Below are 15413 nucleotides of genomic sequence, written 5' to 3' on the forward strand. Positions count from 1 at the left end.
GTCTTTGCAGAAGGCTGTTTGAAAATGCTGCGGGCGTTTCAGCGCCCGCGGTTTTCTTTTGGGACGTGAGGCGTCAGCCGCACGGCCTGCGCCTGACCTTCCCCCCGGTCAGGCGCATTCGCGCCCGCCCAAGGTCAGGCCCGGGCCATTTGCAGTATTAGCTACTTGGTTTTGGTCTGGCGCTCTCGAGGATGAACCGGGCTGATCTTGCAACGTGTTTCGGTCTCTCATAGCCTGCCGGCCATGTACAAACTCCTTTCACATGAGCCTGATTTTAAGGCCGAAATCTCCATTCTGACCGCAGAACAGGGCGGGAGCTCTGTCCCTGCCTTCAACAAACTTCGATGGGACTTCAGATATGGGGAAGATAGCCCCACCGATGAAATCTACATGATCCATCCGAATTTTCTTGACGAAGATGGAGTTCCGTTCCCTGATGCCGAACCCCTCTCAGGAACAAAGGACGCGCTCATGACTATCGTTGTCAGGGAGATGGTTAGCTACCACCGCCAGCGCATTTCTGTTGGGACAAATTTCTACTGCGTCGCGGGCCGCAAAGTTTATGCGACCGGTGTAGTAACAGAGCTATTGGGTATTCAAGACTGAGCCCTGCCGGGATGCTGCAAGTTCTTTATTGCGGGCATTCTCTCCACCCTTGCCCGCATCCCCATCACCCACTAAACCGGGCGGGAACTCGAACCCACATCACCGATGGAGCCAAGATGCGCCTGTCCCGCTATTTTCTGCCGGTTCTGAAAGAGAACCCCTCGGAAGCCCAGATCGTCAGCCACCGGCTGATGCTGCGCGCCGGGATGATCAAGCAATCCGCCGCCGGAATCTATTCCTGGCTGCCCTTGGGCTTCAAGGTGCTGAAGAAGATCGAAAGCATCGTCCATGACGAACAGATCCGCGCGGGCCACATCCCGATGCAGATGCCGACCATGCAGTCCGCCGACCTGTGGCGCGAGTCGGGACGCTACGAGGCCTATGGCCAGGAAATGCTGCGGGTGAAGGACCGGCATGACCGCGATATGCTGTTCACCCCCACCGCCGAAGAGCTGATCACCGACATCTTCCGCGCCCATGTCAGCAGCTACAAGGATCTGCCGCTGACCATGTACCAGATCCAGTGGAAATTCCGCGACGAGATCCGCCCGCGTTTCGGCGTGATGCGCGGCCGCGAGTTTTATATGAAGGACGGCTACAACTTCGACCTGACCAAGGAAGACGCGCTGCACGCCTACAACCGCCACCTGGTCAGCTACCTGCGCACCTATGAGCGGATGGGGCTTCAGGCGATCCCGATGCGTGCCGACAGCGGCCCGATCGGCGGCGATGACACCCATGAATTTCTGGTGCTGGCCGACACCGGCGAGTCCGAGGTGTTCTATGACAGCGCCGTCACCGATCTGACCTTCGGCGACCGCGACATCGACTATGACAGCGTCGAGCAGTGCCAGGCGGTGCTGGAGGAGTTCACCTCCAAATACGCCCGCACCGACGAGACCCACGACGAGGCGCTGTTCAACCAGATCCCCGAGGAGCGCCGCCGGGTGGCGCGCGGTATCGAGGTCGGCCAGATCTTCTATTTCGGCACCAAGTATTCCGACGCGATGGGCGCCACCGTGCAAGGCCCGGACGGCAAGAACGTGCCGGTCCACATGGGCTCCCACGGCATTGGCGTCTCCCGCCTGCTGGGCGCGATCATCGAGGCCAGCCACGACGACAAGGGCATCATCTGGCCCGAGGGCGTGACCCCGTTCCACTGCGGCATCGTCAACCTAAAGCAGGGCGACGACGAGGCGGACGCGGCCTGCAACCAGCTCTATGCGGCATTGACCGCGGCTGGTCTGGACCCGCTTTATGATGACCGCAACGAGCGCGCGGGCGGCAAATTCGCCACCATGGACCTGATCGGTCTGCCCTGGCGCATCACCGTCGGCCCGCGCGGCCTGAAGAACGGCGTGGTCGAGCTGACCTCGCGCCGCACCGGCGAGAGCGAGGAGCTGTCCCCGGAAGAGGCGGTGAAGAAGGTGGTCGAGGTCTACAAGGCCCACCCCACCGGCCGCGGCTTCTGAGCTTCACGGCGCAACTGTCTGAAGAACAAGAAAAGGGAGCCGGGAGGCTCCCTTTTTTCTTGCCCGAACCCGCCGTCCGCCGCAGGGTGCCGGAAACGGGAGGATACGGAATGAAACAGATCCTGGCTTTTGGCGACAGCCTGACCTGGGGCAGCGACCCGCACACCAGCGGACGGCATCCTTACGGCGACCGCTGGCCGGTGGCGCTGGGCGAAGGCCTGGCGGAGGCCGTTGTTTTTGCCGAAGGCCTGCGCGGCCGCACCACGGTGCACGCGCGCGGCTCTGCCTGTGTCGAGATGCGCGGCGATGCGGTGCTGCCCATGCTGCTGCACAGCCACGCGCCGCTGGACCTGGCGGTGATCATGCTGGGCACCAATGACATCTACGAGGGCCACCCCAGCTATCTGATCCGCGACGGGCTGGAACGGCTGGTGGAGATCATCCGCCACCACCCCTGGCGGCTGCCGGAGGCGGTGGAGCCGCAGGTGCTGCTGGTCTCGCCGCCGCCGATGAGCCTGTGCGATGATCCGGATATCACGCCCCAGATGGTGGCCCGGTCCGAGGCGCTGGCGGAAGTGATAGAGCCGCTGGCGGACCGGCTGGGCTGCGGCTTCTTTGACGCATCGCAGGTGGCGCGGGCCTCCGCCGCCGACGGCTACCACCTGGAGGCGGCGGATTCGCGGGCCCTGGGCGAGGCGCTGCGGGCGCCGGTGACGGCGATGCTGGCGCTCTGACCGCGCGGCCGCGGTCAGCTGTGTTTCAGCGGGTATTCATGGCCCGACACACGGTGGAACAGCGCGGCAATCGCCACCAGCGCGACGGCGCCGGTCAGCACCGGGAACAGCAGGAAGGAGAGGCCGGGATCGGTGGCAAAGACCACCAGCGGATCAGCGCCTGCGGGCGGATGGGTCAGCCGCAGCGCCGCCATCAGGGCAATCGACAGCCCCACCGCCAATGCCAGCGCCCACCAGGTATCGGGCAGCAGCGCGTTCAGCGCCAGCGCGACGGCGGTGGCCAGCACATGGCCGCCCACCACATTGGCAGGCTGCGACAGCGGGCTGGCGGGCACCGAGAACAGGAGCACGCAGCTGGCGCCGAAGGGAGCCATCAGCAAGAGCAGGTTGGCATGGGTCGTGAGCAGCGACAGCGCCGCAATTGCCAGAAAGGCGCCGAGGCCTGCGGTGATCACCATCCGCAGCGGCGGATGCGGCAGCGCGCGTTTGAAGTACTTGTCCATGTCGTCCTTACCCGAGTTTGAAGCCGGAACCGGCCTGATAAAGCCTTGCCGGCGGGCAGATGCAAGGCAACGGGCATATGCGGCAGATCACATTGCGGTGACGCCGGGCGCGGCCTTGACCAAGAGTTTTCAGAAAACTCTTGGCAAATCTTTTCGCAAAAGATTTGCCCGCTGCACGGCGGGCATTCGGGCCCCGGCAGGCGGATTATCGGCCAGTTATGCAACCGCACCTTGACCCCGGGCGCCCGGCAGCACAGGTTGCAGGCAAAATTTCCGGGCAGGACCTCTTATATGGCCACCACACCACCGCCGTTTTCCCGTTTCGAATGGATCATCGCCTGGCGCTACTTGCGCGCCCGCAAGGCCGAGGGCGGGGTCAGCGTGATGACCTGGATCAGCCTGATCGGCATCACCCTGGCGGTGTTTGCGCTGATCGCCACTCTGGCGGTGCGCTCCGGTTTCCGGTCTGAGTTTGTCGGCACCATCCTGGGCGCCAATGCTCATGTCACGGTCTACTCCTATGGCGAGGTGAATGAGGCCGGTGTGCTGGACCGCAGCCTCAAGGACTATGAGGCGCTGGCTGAGACCGTCGCCGCGGTGCCCGGCGTCACCCGGGCTGCGCCGCTGGTCAAGGGGCAGGTGATGGCCAACCTGCGCGACCGCAATGCAGGCGTCGAGGTGTTCGGGATCTCTGCCAAGGACATCCAGGGCATTCCGGGCGTTGCGCAGAGTGAGGAGGCCATAGGCGACCTTGCACGGTTTGAGGAGGGGATTGCCATCGGCTCCGGCGTGGCGCGGGAGCTGGGGGTCACAGTGGGCGACAAGATCAAGCTGATCTCTCCCAATGGCGTCAAAACCGCCTTTGGCACCAGCCCGCGGGTGAATGCCTATGAGGTTGTCTATGTCTTCACCGCAGGCCGCTGGGACATCGACCGCACCCGGGTCTATCTGCCCTTTGGTGAGGCGCAGAGCTTTTTCAACCGCGAGGGCGTTGCGGATGAGATTGAGGTCATGGTGGAAGACCCTGAAAACGTGGATCAAATCGCCCTGCCGATCCTGACGGCTGCGGGCGGCGTTGCGGGCGTCTGGACCTGGCGCGATGCCTCCGGCGGCTTCCTGCGGGCGCTGGAGGTCGAGGACAACGTGATGTTCATCATCCTGTCGATCCTGGTGCTGATCGCAGCGATGAACATCGTCTCCGGCCTGATCATGCTGGTCAAGAACAAGGGCCGCGACATCGGCATCCTGCGCACCATCGGCCTCAGCGAAGGGTCCGTCATGCGGGTGTTTTTCATCTGCGGCGCCTTCACCGGCGTCATCGGCACAATCTGCGGCGTGGTGCTGGGCTGCCTGTTTGCGCTCTATATCGATCCGATCTTCTCCTTCGTGAACTACGTCATGGGCGGCGGCGTCTGGGACCCGTCGATCCGCGGCATCTATGCGCTGCCCGCTAAGCTGCGGCTGGCGGATGTGGTCTCGGCCACGGCGCTGTCGCTGGGGCTGTCGTTCTTTGTGACCATTTTCCCGGCCCGCCGCGCGGCGCGCCTCAACCCGGTGGAGGCGCTGCGCTATGAGTGAGATCACGCTGGAGCTGAAGGGGATCACCAAATCCTACCTGACCGGCACGCCGGGGCAGGTGGATGTTCTGCGCGGTGCGGATTTGACGCTGCAGGCGGGTGAAGTGGTGGCGCTGGTGGCGCCCTCAGGCGCGGGCAAGTCGACGCTCTTGCACATAGCGGGGCTGTTGGACACGCCGGATGCAGGCGAGGTGCGGGTGGCCGGTGAGGACGTGACCCGCAAGGGCGACCGCCGCCGCACCCGTGTGCGCCGTCAGGAAGTCGGGTTTGTCTACCAGTTCCACCACCTGCTGCCGGAGTTCACCGCGCTGGAAAACATCGTGCTGCCGCAGCTGGCCAATGGCGCCGGACAGAAGGCGGCGGTGTCGCGGGCGGCGGATCTTCTGGGCACCGTGGGCCTCGCGGCGCGCGCCGATCACCGCCCGGCGGCACTGTCCGGCGGCGAGCAGCAGCGGGTGGCTTTCTGCCGGGCGCTGGCCAATGCGCCGCGGGTGCTGTTGGCGGATGAACCCACCGGCAACCTTGACCCTGGCACCTCCGACCAGGTGTTTGCGGCGCTGATGGAGCTGGTGCGCGGCACCGGACTGTCGGCGCTGATTGCCACCCACAACCTGGAGCTGGCGGCGCGGATGGACCGTCAGGTGAAGCTGGAGAACGGCCTGCTGGTGCCGGTGTAGGCCGGTGGCTTTAGGAGTTTCTCGGAGGCCTGCGCTATTGCGCCCGGAGCAAGGCGCGCAGCGCCGCCGGGCGAGCGCCTGCCCGCCCGCACGGGCTGGCGCTCTGGAGAGGGCGATACTCCTTGGATAGCTCATACGGATTTGACCGGGATAAACTGCCTTGCACCAGCGTCACGGCGCCACCCCGCGGGCAGGCGCTCGCCCGGCTGCACGGCCCTCTGCCCGCGCCGTTCCCGCAGGTGGAACAGGCGGCGTCAGACGGCGGGGCGGAAGCTGGCCAGCTTCAGCCCGAACCCGATGAACACCACGCCGGTCACCCCCTTCAGCCAGCGCTGGAAGCTGCCGCTGCCGGCCGCGGCGGTGAGGCGGGTGAACAGCAGCACCATCATCCCGAACCAGAGCGCGGCAATGGCGGCGTGCAGCGCCACCAGCAGGAAGGCGGAGGCGGCCGGTGTCTCGCCCGCGGTGATGAACTGCGGGAAGGCGGCGAGGTAGAACATCGACACCTTGGGGTTCAGCGCGTTGGTCAGGAAGCCCTCGCCAAAGGCCCGGGCCTGGGTGCGTCGGCGCTTCGCCGGGGTGATCCGGGCGGCAGGGGCCACACCCTTGAAGGCGGCGATCAGCGCCTTGATCCCGATCCAGCAGAGGTAGGCGGCGCCGAGGTATTTCAGCACGGCAAAGGCGGTGGCCGACTTCACCAGGATGATCGACAGGCCGAGGATCGACAGCGCGCCGTGCAGGAAGAAGGCCGCGACGAAGCCCGCGATATTGGCAAAGCCCGCAGCGCGGCCGGAGGCGGGCACTGTCTTGGCGATCAGGAAGCCGTTGGGGCCGGGCGACATCACCAGCAGGGCCGCGACAAAGGCAAAAGCGGCAATTTCGGACCAGGTCATTAAAAAACTCCGTCATGAAAATCTGCTTGGCCGCAGCCTAGCCCCGTGCCCGGGAACGGGCAAGGCGGCGGAACCTTGCCGGCGGGCCAGGCGCGGCTTTGGCGGTTGGGCGGCGGTTTGCTAACAACTGTTCAAATTTGCCCGGGCGGGCTAGGCTGTCCGGGGATGCGCAGAAAGGGCTGAGACGTGGTGAATTCGGTAATCGAGAAAGATGTGACGGTTGAAGGCAATATCACCTCCAGCAAGGGCAGCGTCGAGGTCCGCGGCCGGGTTGTCGGCGATGTCTCGGCGCAGGCGGTGACGGTGCTGGAAGGCGGCACCGTGGACGGCGCGCTGAGCGCGAAATCGGTCACGGTGGAAGGCGACTACAGCGGCAGGATCCAATGCGAGGACCTGCGGCTGGCGGCCAGTTCCAAGGTGCAGGCGGATGTCTCGGCGCAGACCATGTCGACAGAGAACGGCGCCCAGCTGCAGGGCAATATCAAGGTCAGCGGCAAGGCCAACGGAGCGTAGTGGCGGGTTCCCGCGGCACTCGAGAGGAAGGCGGAAGAGACCATGCGTGAGATTGCGGTTCTGTCCTTCCTGACCCTGGATGGCGTGGTGCAGGGGCCGATGCACGCGCAGGAAGACAGGTCCGGCGGCTTTGCGCAGGGCGGCTGGGCCGCGCCCTATCTGGGCGGTGTCATGCCGCGGGTCTTTGATGAGTGGATGCAGGGGCCGGTGTCCTTCCTGTTCGGCCGCAAGACCTATGAGGCCTTTGCCGCGCATTGGCCGGCCATCTCCGGTGATCCGATGGCGGACCTGCTGAACGGCGCGGAGAAATACGTGGCCAGCCGCACCTTGAACGACGCCGGCTGGCAGAATTCCCGCGTGCTCAAGGGCGATGCGGTGACTGAAGTTCAGCGGCTGAAGGAACAGGAGGGGCCGAGGCTGCAGGTGCACGGAAGCGGCGAGCTGATCGCTGCCCTGCTGGCGCAGGGGCTGGTGGATGAATTGCGCCTGGCCATCTTTCCCCGGGTTCTGGGAGCGGGCCGGCGGCTGTTCGGCGCGGGCACGCCGCCATCCGGCTGGGCGCTGAAACAGGCGTCGGCAACCGGCAATGGTGTCCAGATGAACCTGTACCGGCGGGCGTGAGGTCCAAAGCCTTCAGCAATGGCTGCCCGGTCCTTCGGCGGTCCGGTCCGCCAGTTCTTGCTGTGCGGCTTTGCGCAGCCGGATCTGTCTCTGGCCTTGGCGGGGATTAAGGGCTATTGGCGGGGCATGACTGATGCTTTGCCGCCGTGCCCCGAATGCGCCTCTGCCTATACCTACCAGGTGGATGCCCTGCTGATCTGCCCCGAATGCGCCCATGAGTGGGCGGCGGGGGATGCCGCAGGCGAGGCCAGGGAAGTGCGCGACAGCGTCGGCAATGTGCTGGCTGACGGCGACACGGTGACGGTGATCAAGGACCTGAAGCTGAAGGGCACGTCCTCGGTCATCAAGGTCGGCACCAAGGTGCGCGGCATCCGGCTGGTGGACGGCGATCACGATATCGACTGCAAGGTGCCGGGCGTCGGGCCGATCGGGCTGAAGTCGCAATTCGTGAAGAAGGTCGCGGGGTAAGGCGCAGCCTTGCGCCTCAGGCCATCTGGGTGATCCAGACCCCCAGCGCCATCACCGAAATGCCGGCCGCGCGGGTCAGGGTCAGCGGGCTGACCTGGGCGCCGAACAGGCCGAAATGGTCGATGGCAGCGGCAGAGATCAGCTGGCCGATCAGCACGAAGAACACCGCGTTGCCGACGCCGAAATGCGGCGCCACATAGGTGATCGACAGGACGTAGAAGGCGACCAGAACGCCCGCCAGGAACAGGTGCTTGGGCGCGGTGGGGATCTTGGCCAGGGCCTGCGGGCCTGCCACCAGCGCATAGAGCACGGTGGCAATCAGCGCGATCAGGAACAGCACCACCGCGGCAGAGGCGGGGGAGCCGATCAGTTTTCCCAGGGCGGCGTTCAGCGCGGCCAGCACCGGAATGCCGAGGCCCGCGGCCAGCATGATGAGGGCGTATTGGGTCATGTGGCGGCTCCCGTTGTTCAGCTTGGGATTTGTGGCCGGAGTTTTGGTAAAAAGACAAGCGCTACGTTGCGGCGCCGGTGAACGGCGCCTGCATCCGGGACTGCCGTACGCAGGCGGTCTGCTTTTCCAGTTGCGAATGACTCGCAATTGCATGTAAAGGCCCGATATGATCTGCAACCCATGAACCCGCCAAAGGTCCCAATGCCGCTTTCCAGCCTTCCCAGCCTGTTTCTTGATGATCCCTCGGAAACCGCCAGAACCGGCCTCAGGTTCCTGCATTTCATCGGCCTTGCCGCAGGGCTGGGCAGTGCCACGCTGCTGGACCTGCTGCTGATGCGCTTCTTCCTGCGGGGGGAGGTGAGTGCGGAGCGTGTTGCAATTTTCGAGTTCGCGTCCGGGGTGGTCGATGCCGGATTGAAGCTGCTTTGGCTGACCGGGTTCGGCTTCCTGCTGCTCTATGCGCTGACCGACCCGGTGAAACTGGAAAATCCGAAGGTTCATGCCAAGCTCCTTGTGGTTTGCATCCTGACATTGAACGGGCTGTTTATCCATGCGGTGATCCTGCCGCATTTGCGCAGGCAGGCCGGACGGCCGCTGTTTGAGGGCATGGGGCATGTGCAGCGGACGCTGTTTGCGGCCTCGGGCGCGGTTTCGGCGGTGTCCTGGTACCTGCCGGTGGCCCTGGGCGCGTTCCCGCAGCTGAATTTCACGCTTCCCGCGACGCAGATCCTGACGGGGTACCTGCTGCTGGTCGCGGCGATGACGGCCCTGACTGCCGCCGCGGCCGGGCTGCTGTCCCGGCGCCTGGCGGTGCAGGCCGGCCAGGCGGCAGAGCAGGGAGAGGCGGAACTGCCCTCAGTCAGTCGCAAATCCCATTGAGGCTGGCATCCTTCCAGGGCAGGTAGACATCGCTCTCGCGGCTTTGCGGCAGCGGGCTGACCGGCATGGCGGCGGAGAGCATCCGGTGCAGCCGCTGGGTGCGGGCGGCCTGCGGGGCCAGCGCCCGGCAGCAGACGTATTCCTCGATGATGGCGCCCTGCTGTTCGAACCCGTAGCTGAGGAAGCCGGGATCGCCCGCCAGGTCGAACAGATAGGGGTCGCGGTCCTGGCCGTGCTCTGCCGCCGCCCGCAGCGGCGAATAGCCGGTGCGCTTGCGGTTCTGCCATTGCCAGACGTGAGTCGCCTCATGCGCCAGCAGCATCGCCTCCACCAGGTGCAGCCGGTCCGGGTATTCCGGCAGGTAATTGTCCAGGTACCAGTCGCGGGTGAAGAAGATGCGGTTGAACAGGGCGACGGCGGCGGGCTTGGAGGTGACGATCTCCTCCTTGACCGGCGGCAGGATGCGCTCGCGGCAGGTGACGCGCGGGCGCGGCATCCGGCGGAAGGTGACAGCACCCAGCGGCGCGCCGTTCACGATGCGGACCTTGTCCGGGTTCAGGCTGGTGCCGTGCAGGGTGCCGAGATAGCTGCGCTCGGTTTCCGTCAGCGGGCGGCCGCAGGCGGCGAGGAGAAACAGGGCGAGGAGCAGGCAGCGGATCATGCGCAGGCTCCGCCTCAGCAGCTCATCGCCAGCACGCGGCTGATTTCGGTGAGCGAGCGGCCGGATTGCTCCATCCATTCGTTGAATGCGGCCTGCACCGCCTTCAGTGCGGTCTTGGAGGTGGCGGGCTTGTCGATCACCCCTTCTGCGATCAGGCGCGCGGTGACGTCCTGTGACAGGATGAAACTGTCGCGGCCGGCAAAGCGCATGGCGTATTGGCCGGTCATGCCGCCAAGGCGGCTGCCGCGTTTCTTGAGCATCTCCAAGAGCCCGATGTAGTCACTGGAGGGCCAGCCGCCCAGCACTTGTCCGGCGCCGCCTTCATCGCGCAGCTCCATCAGGAAGGCGGCGTTGGCGCGCACGGTGGCCAGTTTGGCCCCGTTGCGAACCACGCGGGTGTCGCTGAGGATCCGGTCGAAGTCATCCTCAGGCATAAAGGCGCAATGGCCGGGGTCGAAGCCGTGGAAGACCTCCTCGAACCCGTCCCATTTCGCCTCGATCACTTTCCAGTTGAAGCCCGCCTGGAAGATGCATTTGGTCATGGTGGCCAGCCAGCGGTCCTCCGGAAGCTCTGTGACTTGGGGATCGGGTCTGGTGAGCTTTTCCTCCAGCGCCTGCGGCCCGCCGTGGCGGTCTGCGGAAAGGGCGTAGATCTCGTCAAAGCTGCGCATGGGCGGGGTCCTGTTGGCGTCTCCTCAGGTTAGCGGCGCGCGCGCAGCTCGACAATGGATTTGCCGAGGCGGAAGGGGGCTGCGAAGCTGACCAGGCACAGCGCGATGATCTGCAGCACCAGGATATGGGCGTTGTCCTGCAGGTATTCCCATTCCTCCTTGAGCTTGGCCACATGGGCGATGAGGTCGTCATAGGCGCGGGCGATGATCAGGAAATCGCCGGCGATGGCGGGCACCTTGCGGCGCAGGGTGTCGACGGCGTCCTGGGCGGGGGCGTCGAGCGCGGTGAAGACCAGGAAGGCCGCCGGGTCGAAGGCGCTGGCCTGGGCCTCCATGTCCTTCTTTTCCCCCCTGCCGCCGCGGCTGCCGAACAGGAAACTGAGGCCCTGCAAGGGGGCGACCTCATCCGTCACCGCGATGAACAGCGGCAGTTCGGCGTTGCCCGCGGTGGAGGCGGAGAGGAATTCGACCTTTTCGCATAAGACAGCGATGTCGGCGTCATAGGCGGGGTCGCAGAAGCGCAGGCGGAAGCGGGCGGCGTCGCGGTCGAAGGCGGCGGTGGCGGCATAGGCGATGTCGATCTGGCGTTCGAGCTTGGAGGAGTCGGCGGCGTAGATGCCGGAAATCACCGCGACCAGCGCGCCGAAGCCGCCGAGGACGACCCAGACGAGGTCCGCCAGTTTCCAGGCGCGGTGGCCTGCGGGTTTGCGGAACAGGAAGGCGGTGCCGATCAGGCCTGCAAAGAAGAACATCAGAAGCAGGGGCAGCTGGTTGTCTGCGATGAAGGCCATGGCTGTTTCCCTGCTGTGAACGGCTGGCCTAACCATAAGAAGAGACAGCGGTTTCAGGCAACAGCCCTCACGAAGCTGTCACCGGATGCGCGGGATTGGCCGGGCGGGTGCGTGTCCCTGTCCGGGTGTGTGTCTGGGGCCGTTGGGCCGTTTTACTTGCGTGGCCGTGTTGTGCTGGCCGGGGTAGAGGTGGCGGCGCCGCCAAGGGCCCGGAGGGGCCGGAGGCGGAGTGCCGGGCAGGGGGTCGCAAGCCCCCATGTCCGCTCGAAAGCTCTCTGTGCGGAGAACCCCTGCACCCGATGAAGAGGTGGTCTTGGGGGCTCCCGTATCTCCTGTTGATGCGGGGTGTCAGTCCGCACCGGTGTCGCGACGGATTGGAGTATGGCAGAGCGGGGTTAAGGGCGCGCAAGCGGGGCGTGCGGTGGATTGGGGTTTGGCGCAACGGGGGCGCGGCGGCGTAGGGTGGGCGATTCCGTCCACCGTTTGGCGGGGTTTGGTGGAGTGACCGGGGAATGGTGGGCAGATTGCCCACCCTACGACCGGGTCGCCTGCGGCCCGGTCTGCGCCTGCCTGCCCCCCCCGGCAGGTGCAGACCTAGCGGTGGGATGCCTCCCCTATCGGCGGGAGTATTTGGAGAAGGTGAAATGGGGGCGGTGTGCCCCCTGGGGTGTGGGGCACCAGCCGCACGGCCCGCGCCTGGCCTTGTGGTGGCACAGGGGCTGCCTTCTAATCAGAAACTGCGTGTCAAACGTCAGTTTGAATCAGCTTCTGCAGACAAATCAGCTAGAACTCGTTCAGCGGAGGGACCATTGAGCGAAGTGACGAAACGCTGGAAACTTGTCATGCTGGCGCAGAACTCGTCGCTTGTTGGATCGTTTTGCATCAGCGCTTCATACATGCCGGACGTTACTTCCGGCTGCTCGCTCCAATCCGTGAGGAATGCCGCATAGTCTTCTTGTGTCGCCCGCGCGCGCTGCACCGGGTGGTCCCGGCCAGCAGCGACAGATTTGAAGAACAACACCGAGCCCTCTGCCAGTATACTTAAACGCTCCGTGTTCAATTCGCTTTCTGTAAAGCCGGCTGGGCCATAGTTCGCAAATCTTGTGCAAAGGGCCGGGTCGTTCTGCGTTGTAAGCATAAGCTCAAGCTTACTCGTTTGCAGTGCACGCAGGAGTTCTACGGGAGCGTGTTTCAGGTAGTGAGCGTTCTTCTGTCGCAGTCCGGTAGTGAATTCCCTGCTTCTGTTTTGGATTGCAAGGGATCTTTGCTGCTTGTTGGCGTACTTTTGGCCTGCCACGGTCGCGAGTTCTTGAATGAAAGCCTGAAATTCTACTGGAAACTCGGACTTAACGACGTGGAAAAGCTCACCTTGTTCGGTTTGCAGCAAGGCCTGTTCAAGCTGGCTTGGGTCGACCTCCCTTGCGGCGACGGTACCGAAAAACAGAGCCTTAATCACAAAGTAAGAAGCCAAACCCACGACGAAGGGAAAGGATTTTTTGAAAAGCCGCATCAAATTTATCTCCTTGAAACCAGAGAGAGCTTGCAAGGCTGGAAATTAGCCGAGTGGCGTATCAGGTTCTTTCGTTTCTTGCGATTTCGCTTCACTTTATGCGCGTGGTGACTGAATGCAATCACTGCGATCAGGAGAAAAACACGGCCACGCTGATGGCGGTCAGCATCCAGGCAGTAGCTGCGGACGCCAGCAACATCAGCAACTGAAGCGCTGGGTGAGGCCGCGCGCGTCCAAACCAAAAACCCAGGATGCCAAGCGATGGGTCTTTCTCCCTGGCCTTGATGTAAAGAAGGGCGAGGAAGAAAACATGCAGGGCCAAGAATAAGCCGGCGAAAAGCTTGAATGCCATCGGCTTAGACGTCCAGCTCCTCCACGAACTTCGCATTCTCCTGGATATACTGGAAGCGGAGCTCGGGTTTCTTGCCCATCAGGCGCTCGACCAGGTCGCCGGTCTCGCCGGGCTCGTCCTCGTCGATGGTGACGCGGATCAGCTTGCGGGTGGCCGGGTCCATCGTGGTCTCCTTCAGGTCCTTGGCGTCCATTTCGCCAAGACCCTTGAAGCGGCTCACGTCGATCTTGCCCTTGCCGCCCAGGCCCTTTTCCAGCCATTTGTCGCGCTCCGCCTCGTCCAGGCAGTAGACGCGTTTGGCGCCCTGGGTCAGGCGGAACAGCGGCGGGCAGGCGAGGTAGAGGTGGCCGCCGTCAATGAGCGGGCGCATCTGGGTGAAGAAGAAGGTCATCAGCAGCGAGGCGATATGGGCGCCGTCGACGTCCGCGTCGGTCATGATGATGATCTTGTCATAACGCAGGTCATCAAGGTTGAACTTGGTGCCAAGGCCGACACCCAGCGCCTCGCAGAGGTCGTTGATCTCGGCGTTGGAGCCGAGCTTGTTGGAGGCGGCACCCAGGACGTTGAGGATCTTGCCCTTGAGCGGCAGCAGCGCCTGGTTGGTGCGGTTGCGGGCGCCCTTGCCGGAGCCGCCCGCCGAGTCGCCCTCGACGATGAACAGCTCGGTGCCGGAGCGGTCCTTGGAGGTGCAGTCGGTGAGCTTGCCGGGCAGGCGCAGTTTCTTGGTGGCGGATTTGCGCTGGGTCTCTTTCTCCTGCTTGCGGCGCAGGCGTTCCTCGGCGCGCAGGATCAGGAAGTCGAGGATGGCGCCGGCCGATTTGGTGTCGGCGGCGAGCCAGTTGTCGAAATGGTCGCGGACCGAGTTTTCCACCATCTTGTTGGCGGCCTCGGTCGAGAGGCGGTCCTTGGTCTGGCCGACAAAGGCCGGGTCGGCGATGAAGCAGGAGACCAGCGCGCAGCCGCCCGCCATCAGGTCGTCGCGGTTGATCTGGCCTGCCTTCTTGTTGCCGACCAGTTCGCCGTAGGCCTTGATGCCCTTGAGGATCGCGGCCCAGAAGCCGGTCACATGGGTGCCGCCCTCGGGCGTAGGGACGGTGTTACAGTAGGACTGGGTGAAGCCGTCGCGCGAGGGGGTCCAGTTGATCGCCCATTCCACGTAACCGGCCTCGCCGAATTTCTCGCGGAACTCGACCTTGCCGGCAAAAGGCACGTCTGCATAGACGGAGGACTTGCCAAGGACTTCGGTGAGGTAGTCCTTGAGGCCGCCGGGGAAGTGGAAGGTGGCCTCGGTCGGGGTTTCGCCGTCGTCGATCTCGGATTTCCAGCGGATTTCGACGCCGGAGAACAGATAGGCCTTGGAGCGCACCAGGGTGAACAGGCGCTTGGGCTTGAAGCGGTGGTGGCCGAAGATTTCCTCATCGGCGTGGAAGGTCACGAAGGTGCCGCGCTTGTTGGGGGCGGCGCCGATTTTCTCAACCGGGCCCAACGGCAGGCCGCGGGAGAAGCGCTGCTCGAACAGCTCCTTGTTCTTGGCCACTTGCACGACCATGGAATCCGACAGCGCGTTCACGACGGAGGAGCCGACACCGTGCAGGCCGCCCGAGGTCTGGTAGGCCTTGCCGGAGAATTTGCCGCCCGCGTGCAGGGTGCAGAGGATCACCTCAAGCGCGGATTTGTCCGGGAACTTGGGGTGCGGGTCGATCGGGATGCCGCGGCCGTTGTCGGAAATGGTGACGGCGTAATCGGAGTGCAGGGTCACCTCGATGCGGTTGGCGTGACCCGCGACGGCCTCGTCCATCGAGTTGTCGAGGATTTCCGCCACCATATGGTGCAGCGCGCGCTCATCGGTGCCGCCGATATACATGCCGGGGCGCTGGCGGACCGGTTCGAGGCCCTCCAGGACCTCGATCGAGGACGCGTCATAAGTCTCAGAAGCGGGCGTGCTGAGGAGGTCGTCGGCCATGTGCGGGAGCTGCTCTTCCTTGGTGTTGATTGACGCCCATTATGGCAGGTGTTGGGGCCGGGTGGAAGAGG

General features: G+C 64.4%; 18 protein-coding genes. 9 read left to right on the top strand and 9 right to left on the bottom strand.

Features of this window, described 5'->3' with window-relative positions:
- Positions 1-243: 243 nt before the first annotated feature.
- The 3 genes from AB1A62_RS13655 (at position 244) to AB1A62_RS13665 (ending at position 2812) form a co-directional block, all read left to right on the top strand.
- Positions 244-606 (top strand): hypothetical protein, encoded by a 363-nt coding sequence (locus tag AB1A62_RS13655; RefSeq protein ID WP_366662006.1) that lies wholly within the window; start codon positions 244-246, stop codon positions 604-606.
- A 116-nt stretch (positions 607-722) separates the two neighbouring features.
- Positions 723-2078 carry a proline--tRNA ligase gene (gene proS, locus AB1A62_RS13660; RefSeq protein WP_366662007.1) on the top strand — a complete coding sequence of 452 codons (1356 nt, stop codon included), beginning with the start codon at positions 723-725 and terminating at the stop codon, positions 2076-2078.
- A 110-nt stretch (positions 2079-2188) separates the two neighbouring features.
- A complete protein-coding gene (locus AB1A62_RS13665) occupies positions 2189-2812 on the top strand; it encodes a GDSL-type esterase/lipase family protein (RefSeq protein WP_366662008.1) in 624 nt (207 codons plus the stop codon).
- Between the two features lie 14 nt (positions 2813-2826).
- On the opposite strand, the gene AB1A62_RS13670 is transcribed toward AB1A62_RS13665, so the two are convergent.
- Positions 2827-3315, bottom strand: a complete 489-nt coding sequence (locus AB1A62_RS13670) for an HPP family protein (RefSeq protein WP_366662009.1) — start codon at positions 3313-3315, stop codon at positions 2827-2829.
- Between the two features lie 291 nt (positions 3316-3606).
- On the opposite strand from AB1A62_RS13670, the gene AB1A62_RS13675 reads away from it, so the two are divergent.
- Entirely contained in the window at positions 3607-4893 is a 1287-nt protein-coding gene (locus AB1A62_RS13675) for a lipoprotein-releasing ABC transporter permease subunit (RefSeq protein WP_366662010.1), read from the top strand.
- Complete coding sequence (locus tag AB1A62_RS13680; RefSeq protein WP_366662011.1) at positions 4886-5569, top strand: ABC transporter ATP-binding protein; 684 nt, start codon at positions 4886-4888, stop codon at positions 5567-5569. The genes AB1A62_RS13675 and AB1A62_RS13680 overlap by 8 nt, the downstream gene beginning before the upstream one ends.
- A gap of 254 nt (positions 5570-5823) precedes the next feature.
- Here AB1A62_RS13680 and AB1A62_RS13685 read toward each other — a convergent pair whose 3' ends face one another.
- Positions 5824-6462 carry a LysE family transporter gene (locus AB1A62_RS13685; protein WP_366662012.1) on the bottom strand — a complete coding sequence of 213 codons (639 nt, stop codon included), beginning with the start codon at positions 6460-6462 and terminating at the stop codon, positions 5824-5826.
- A gap of 186 nt (positions 6463-6648) precedes the next feature.
- Between AB1A62_RS13685 and AB1A62_RS13690 the strand changes: the two genes are divergently transcribed.
- From AB1A62_RS13690 to AB1A62_RS13700, 3 genes are all read left to right on the top strand, one after another.
- Positions 6649-6975, top strand: coding sequence for a polymer-forming cytoskeletal protein (locus tag AB1A62_RS13690; RefSeq protein WP_366662013.1), 327 nt, complete (start codon positions 6649-6651; stop codon positions 6973-6975).
- A gap of 42 nt (positions 6976-7017) precedes the next feature.
- Positions 7018-7596, top strand: coding sequence for a dihydrofolate reductase family protein (locus tag AB1A62_RS13695; protein ID WP_366662014.1), 579 nt, complete (start codon positions 7018-7020; stop codon positions 7594-7596).
- Between the two features lie 126 nt (positions 7597-7722).
- On the top strand, positions 7723-8064 hold the full coding sequence (locus AB1A62_RS13700; RefSeq protein WP_366662107.1) for a zinc ribbon domain-containing protein YjdM: 342 nt from the start codon (positions 7723-7725) through the stop codon (positions 8062-8064).
- A 16-nt stretch (positions 8065-8080) separates the two neighbouring features.
- Here the strand turns inward: AB1A62_RS13700 and AB1A62_RS13705 are convergent, their stop codons facing one another.
- Positions 8081-8515, bottom strand: coding sequence for a DMT family transporter (locus tag AB1A62_RS13705; protein ID WP_366662015.1), 435 nt, complete (start codon positions 8513-8515; stop codon positions 8081-8083).
- Positions 8516-8716: 201 nt separating this feature from the next.
- Between AB1A62_RS13705 and AB1A62_RS13710 the strand changes: the two genes are divergently transcribed.
- A complete protein-coding gene (locus AB1A62_RS13710) occupies positions 8717-9394 on the top strand; it encodes a hypothetical protein (RefSeq protein ID WP_366662016.1) in 678 nt (225 codons plus the stop codon).
- Here the strand turns inward: AB1A62_RS13710 and AB1A62_RS13715 are convergent.
- The 6 genes from AB1A62_RS13715 to parE all read right to left on the bottom strand — a co-directional run bounded on the left by AB1A62_RS13715 (position 9375) and on the right by parE (position 15342).
- Positions 9375-10055: a hypothetical protein gene (locus tag AB1A62_RS13715; protein ID WP_366662017.1), complete on the bottom strand. Its 681-nt coding sequence runs from the start codon at positions 10053-10055 to the stop codon at positions 9375-9377. The two genes, AB1A62_RS13710 and AB1A62_RS13715, sit on opposite strands and share 20 nt — an antisense overlap.
- 14 nt (positions 10056-10069) lie before the next feature.
- Positions 10070-10726 (bottom strand): DNA-3-methyladenine glycosylase I, encoded by a 657-nt coding sequence (locus AB1A62_RS13720; RefSeq protein ID WP_366662018.1) that lies wholly within the window; start codon positions 10724-10726, stop codon positions 10070-10072.
- A 29-nt stretch (positions 10727-10755) separates the two neighbouring features.
- Complete coding sequence (locus AB1A62_RS13725; protein WP_366662019.1) at positions 10756-11517, bottom strand: hypothetical protein; 762 nt, start codon at positions 11515-11517, stop codon at positions 10756-10758.
- Between the two features lie 751 nt (positions 11518-12268).
- Positions 12269-13027: a hypothetical protein gene (locus AB1A62_RS13730; RefSeq protein ID WP_366662020.1), complete on the bottom strand. Its 759-nt coding sequence runs from the start codon at positions 13025-13027 to the stop codon at positions 12269-12271.
- 130 nt (positions 13028-13157) lie between these two features.
- Positions 13158-13379, bottom strand: a complete 222-nt coding sequence (locus AB1A62_RS13735; RefSeq protein WP_366662021.1) for a hypothetical protein — start codon at positions 13377-13379, stop codon at positions 13158-13160.
- 4 nt (positions 13380-13383) lie between these two features.
- Complete coding sequence (gene parE / locus AB1A62_RS13740) at positions 13384-15342, bottom strand: DNA topoisomerase IV subunit B (protein ID WP_366662022.1); 1959 nt, start codon at positions 15340-15342, stop codon at positions 13384-13386.
- Between the last annotated feature and the right edge of the window lie 71 nt (positions 15343-15413).

It is taken from the genome of Leisingera sp. JC11 (assembly GCF_040704725.1).
In the GTDB taxonomy this organism is placed as follows: domain Bacteria; phylum Pseudomonadota; class Alphaproteobacteria; order Rhodobacterales; family Rhodobacteraceae; genus Leisingera.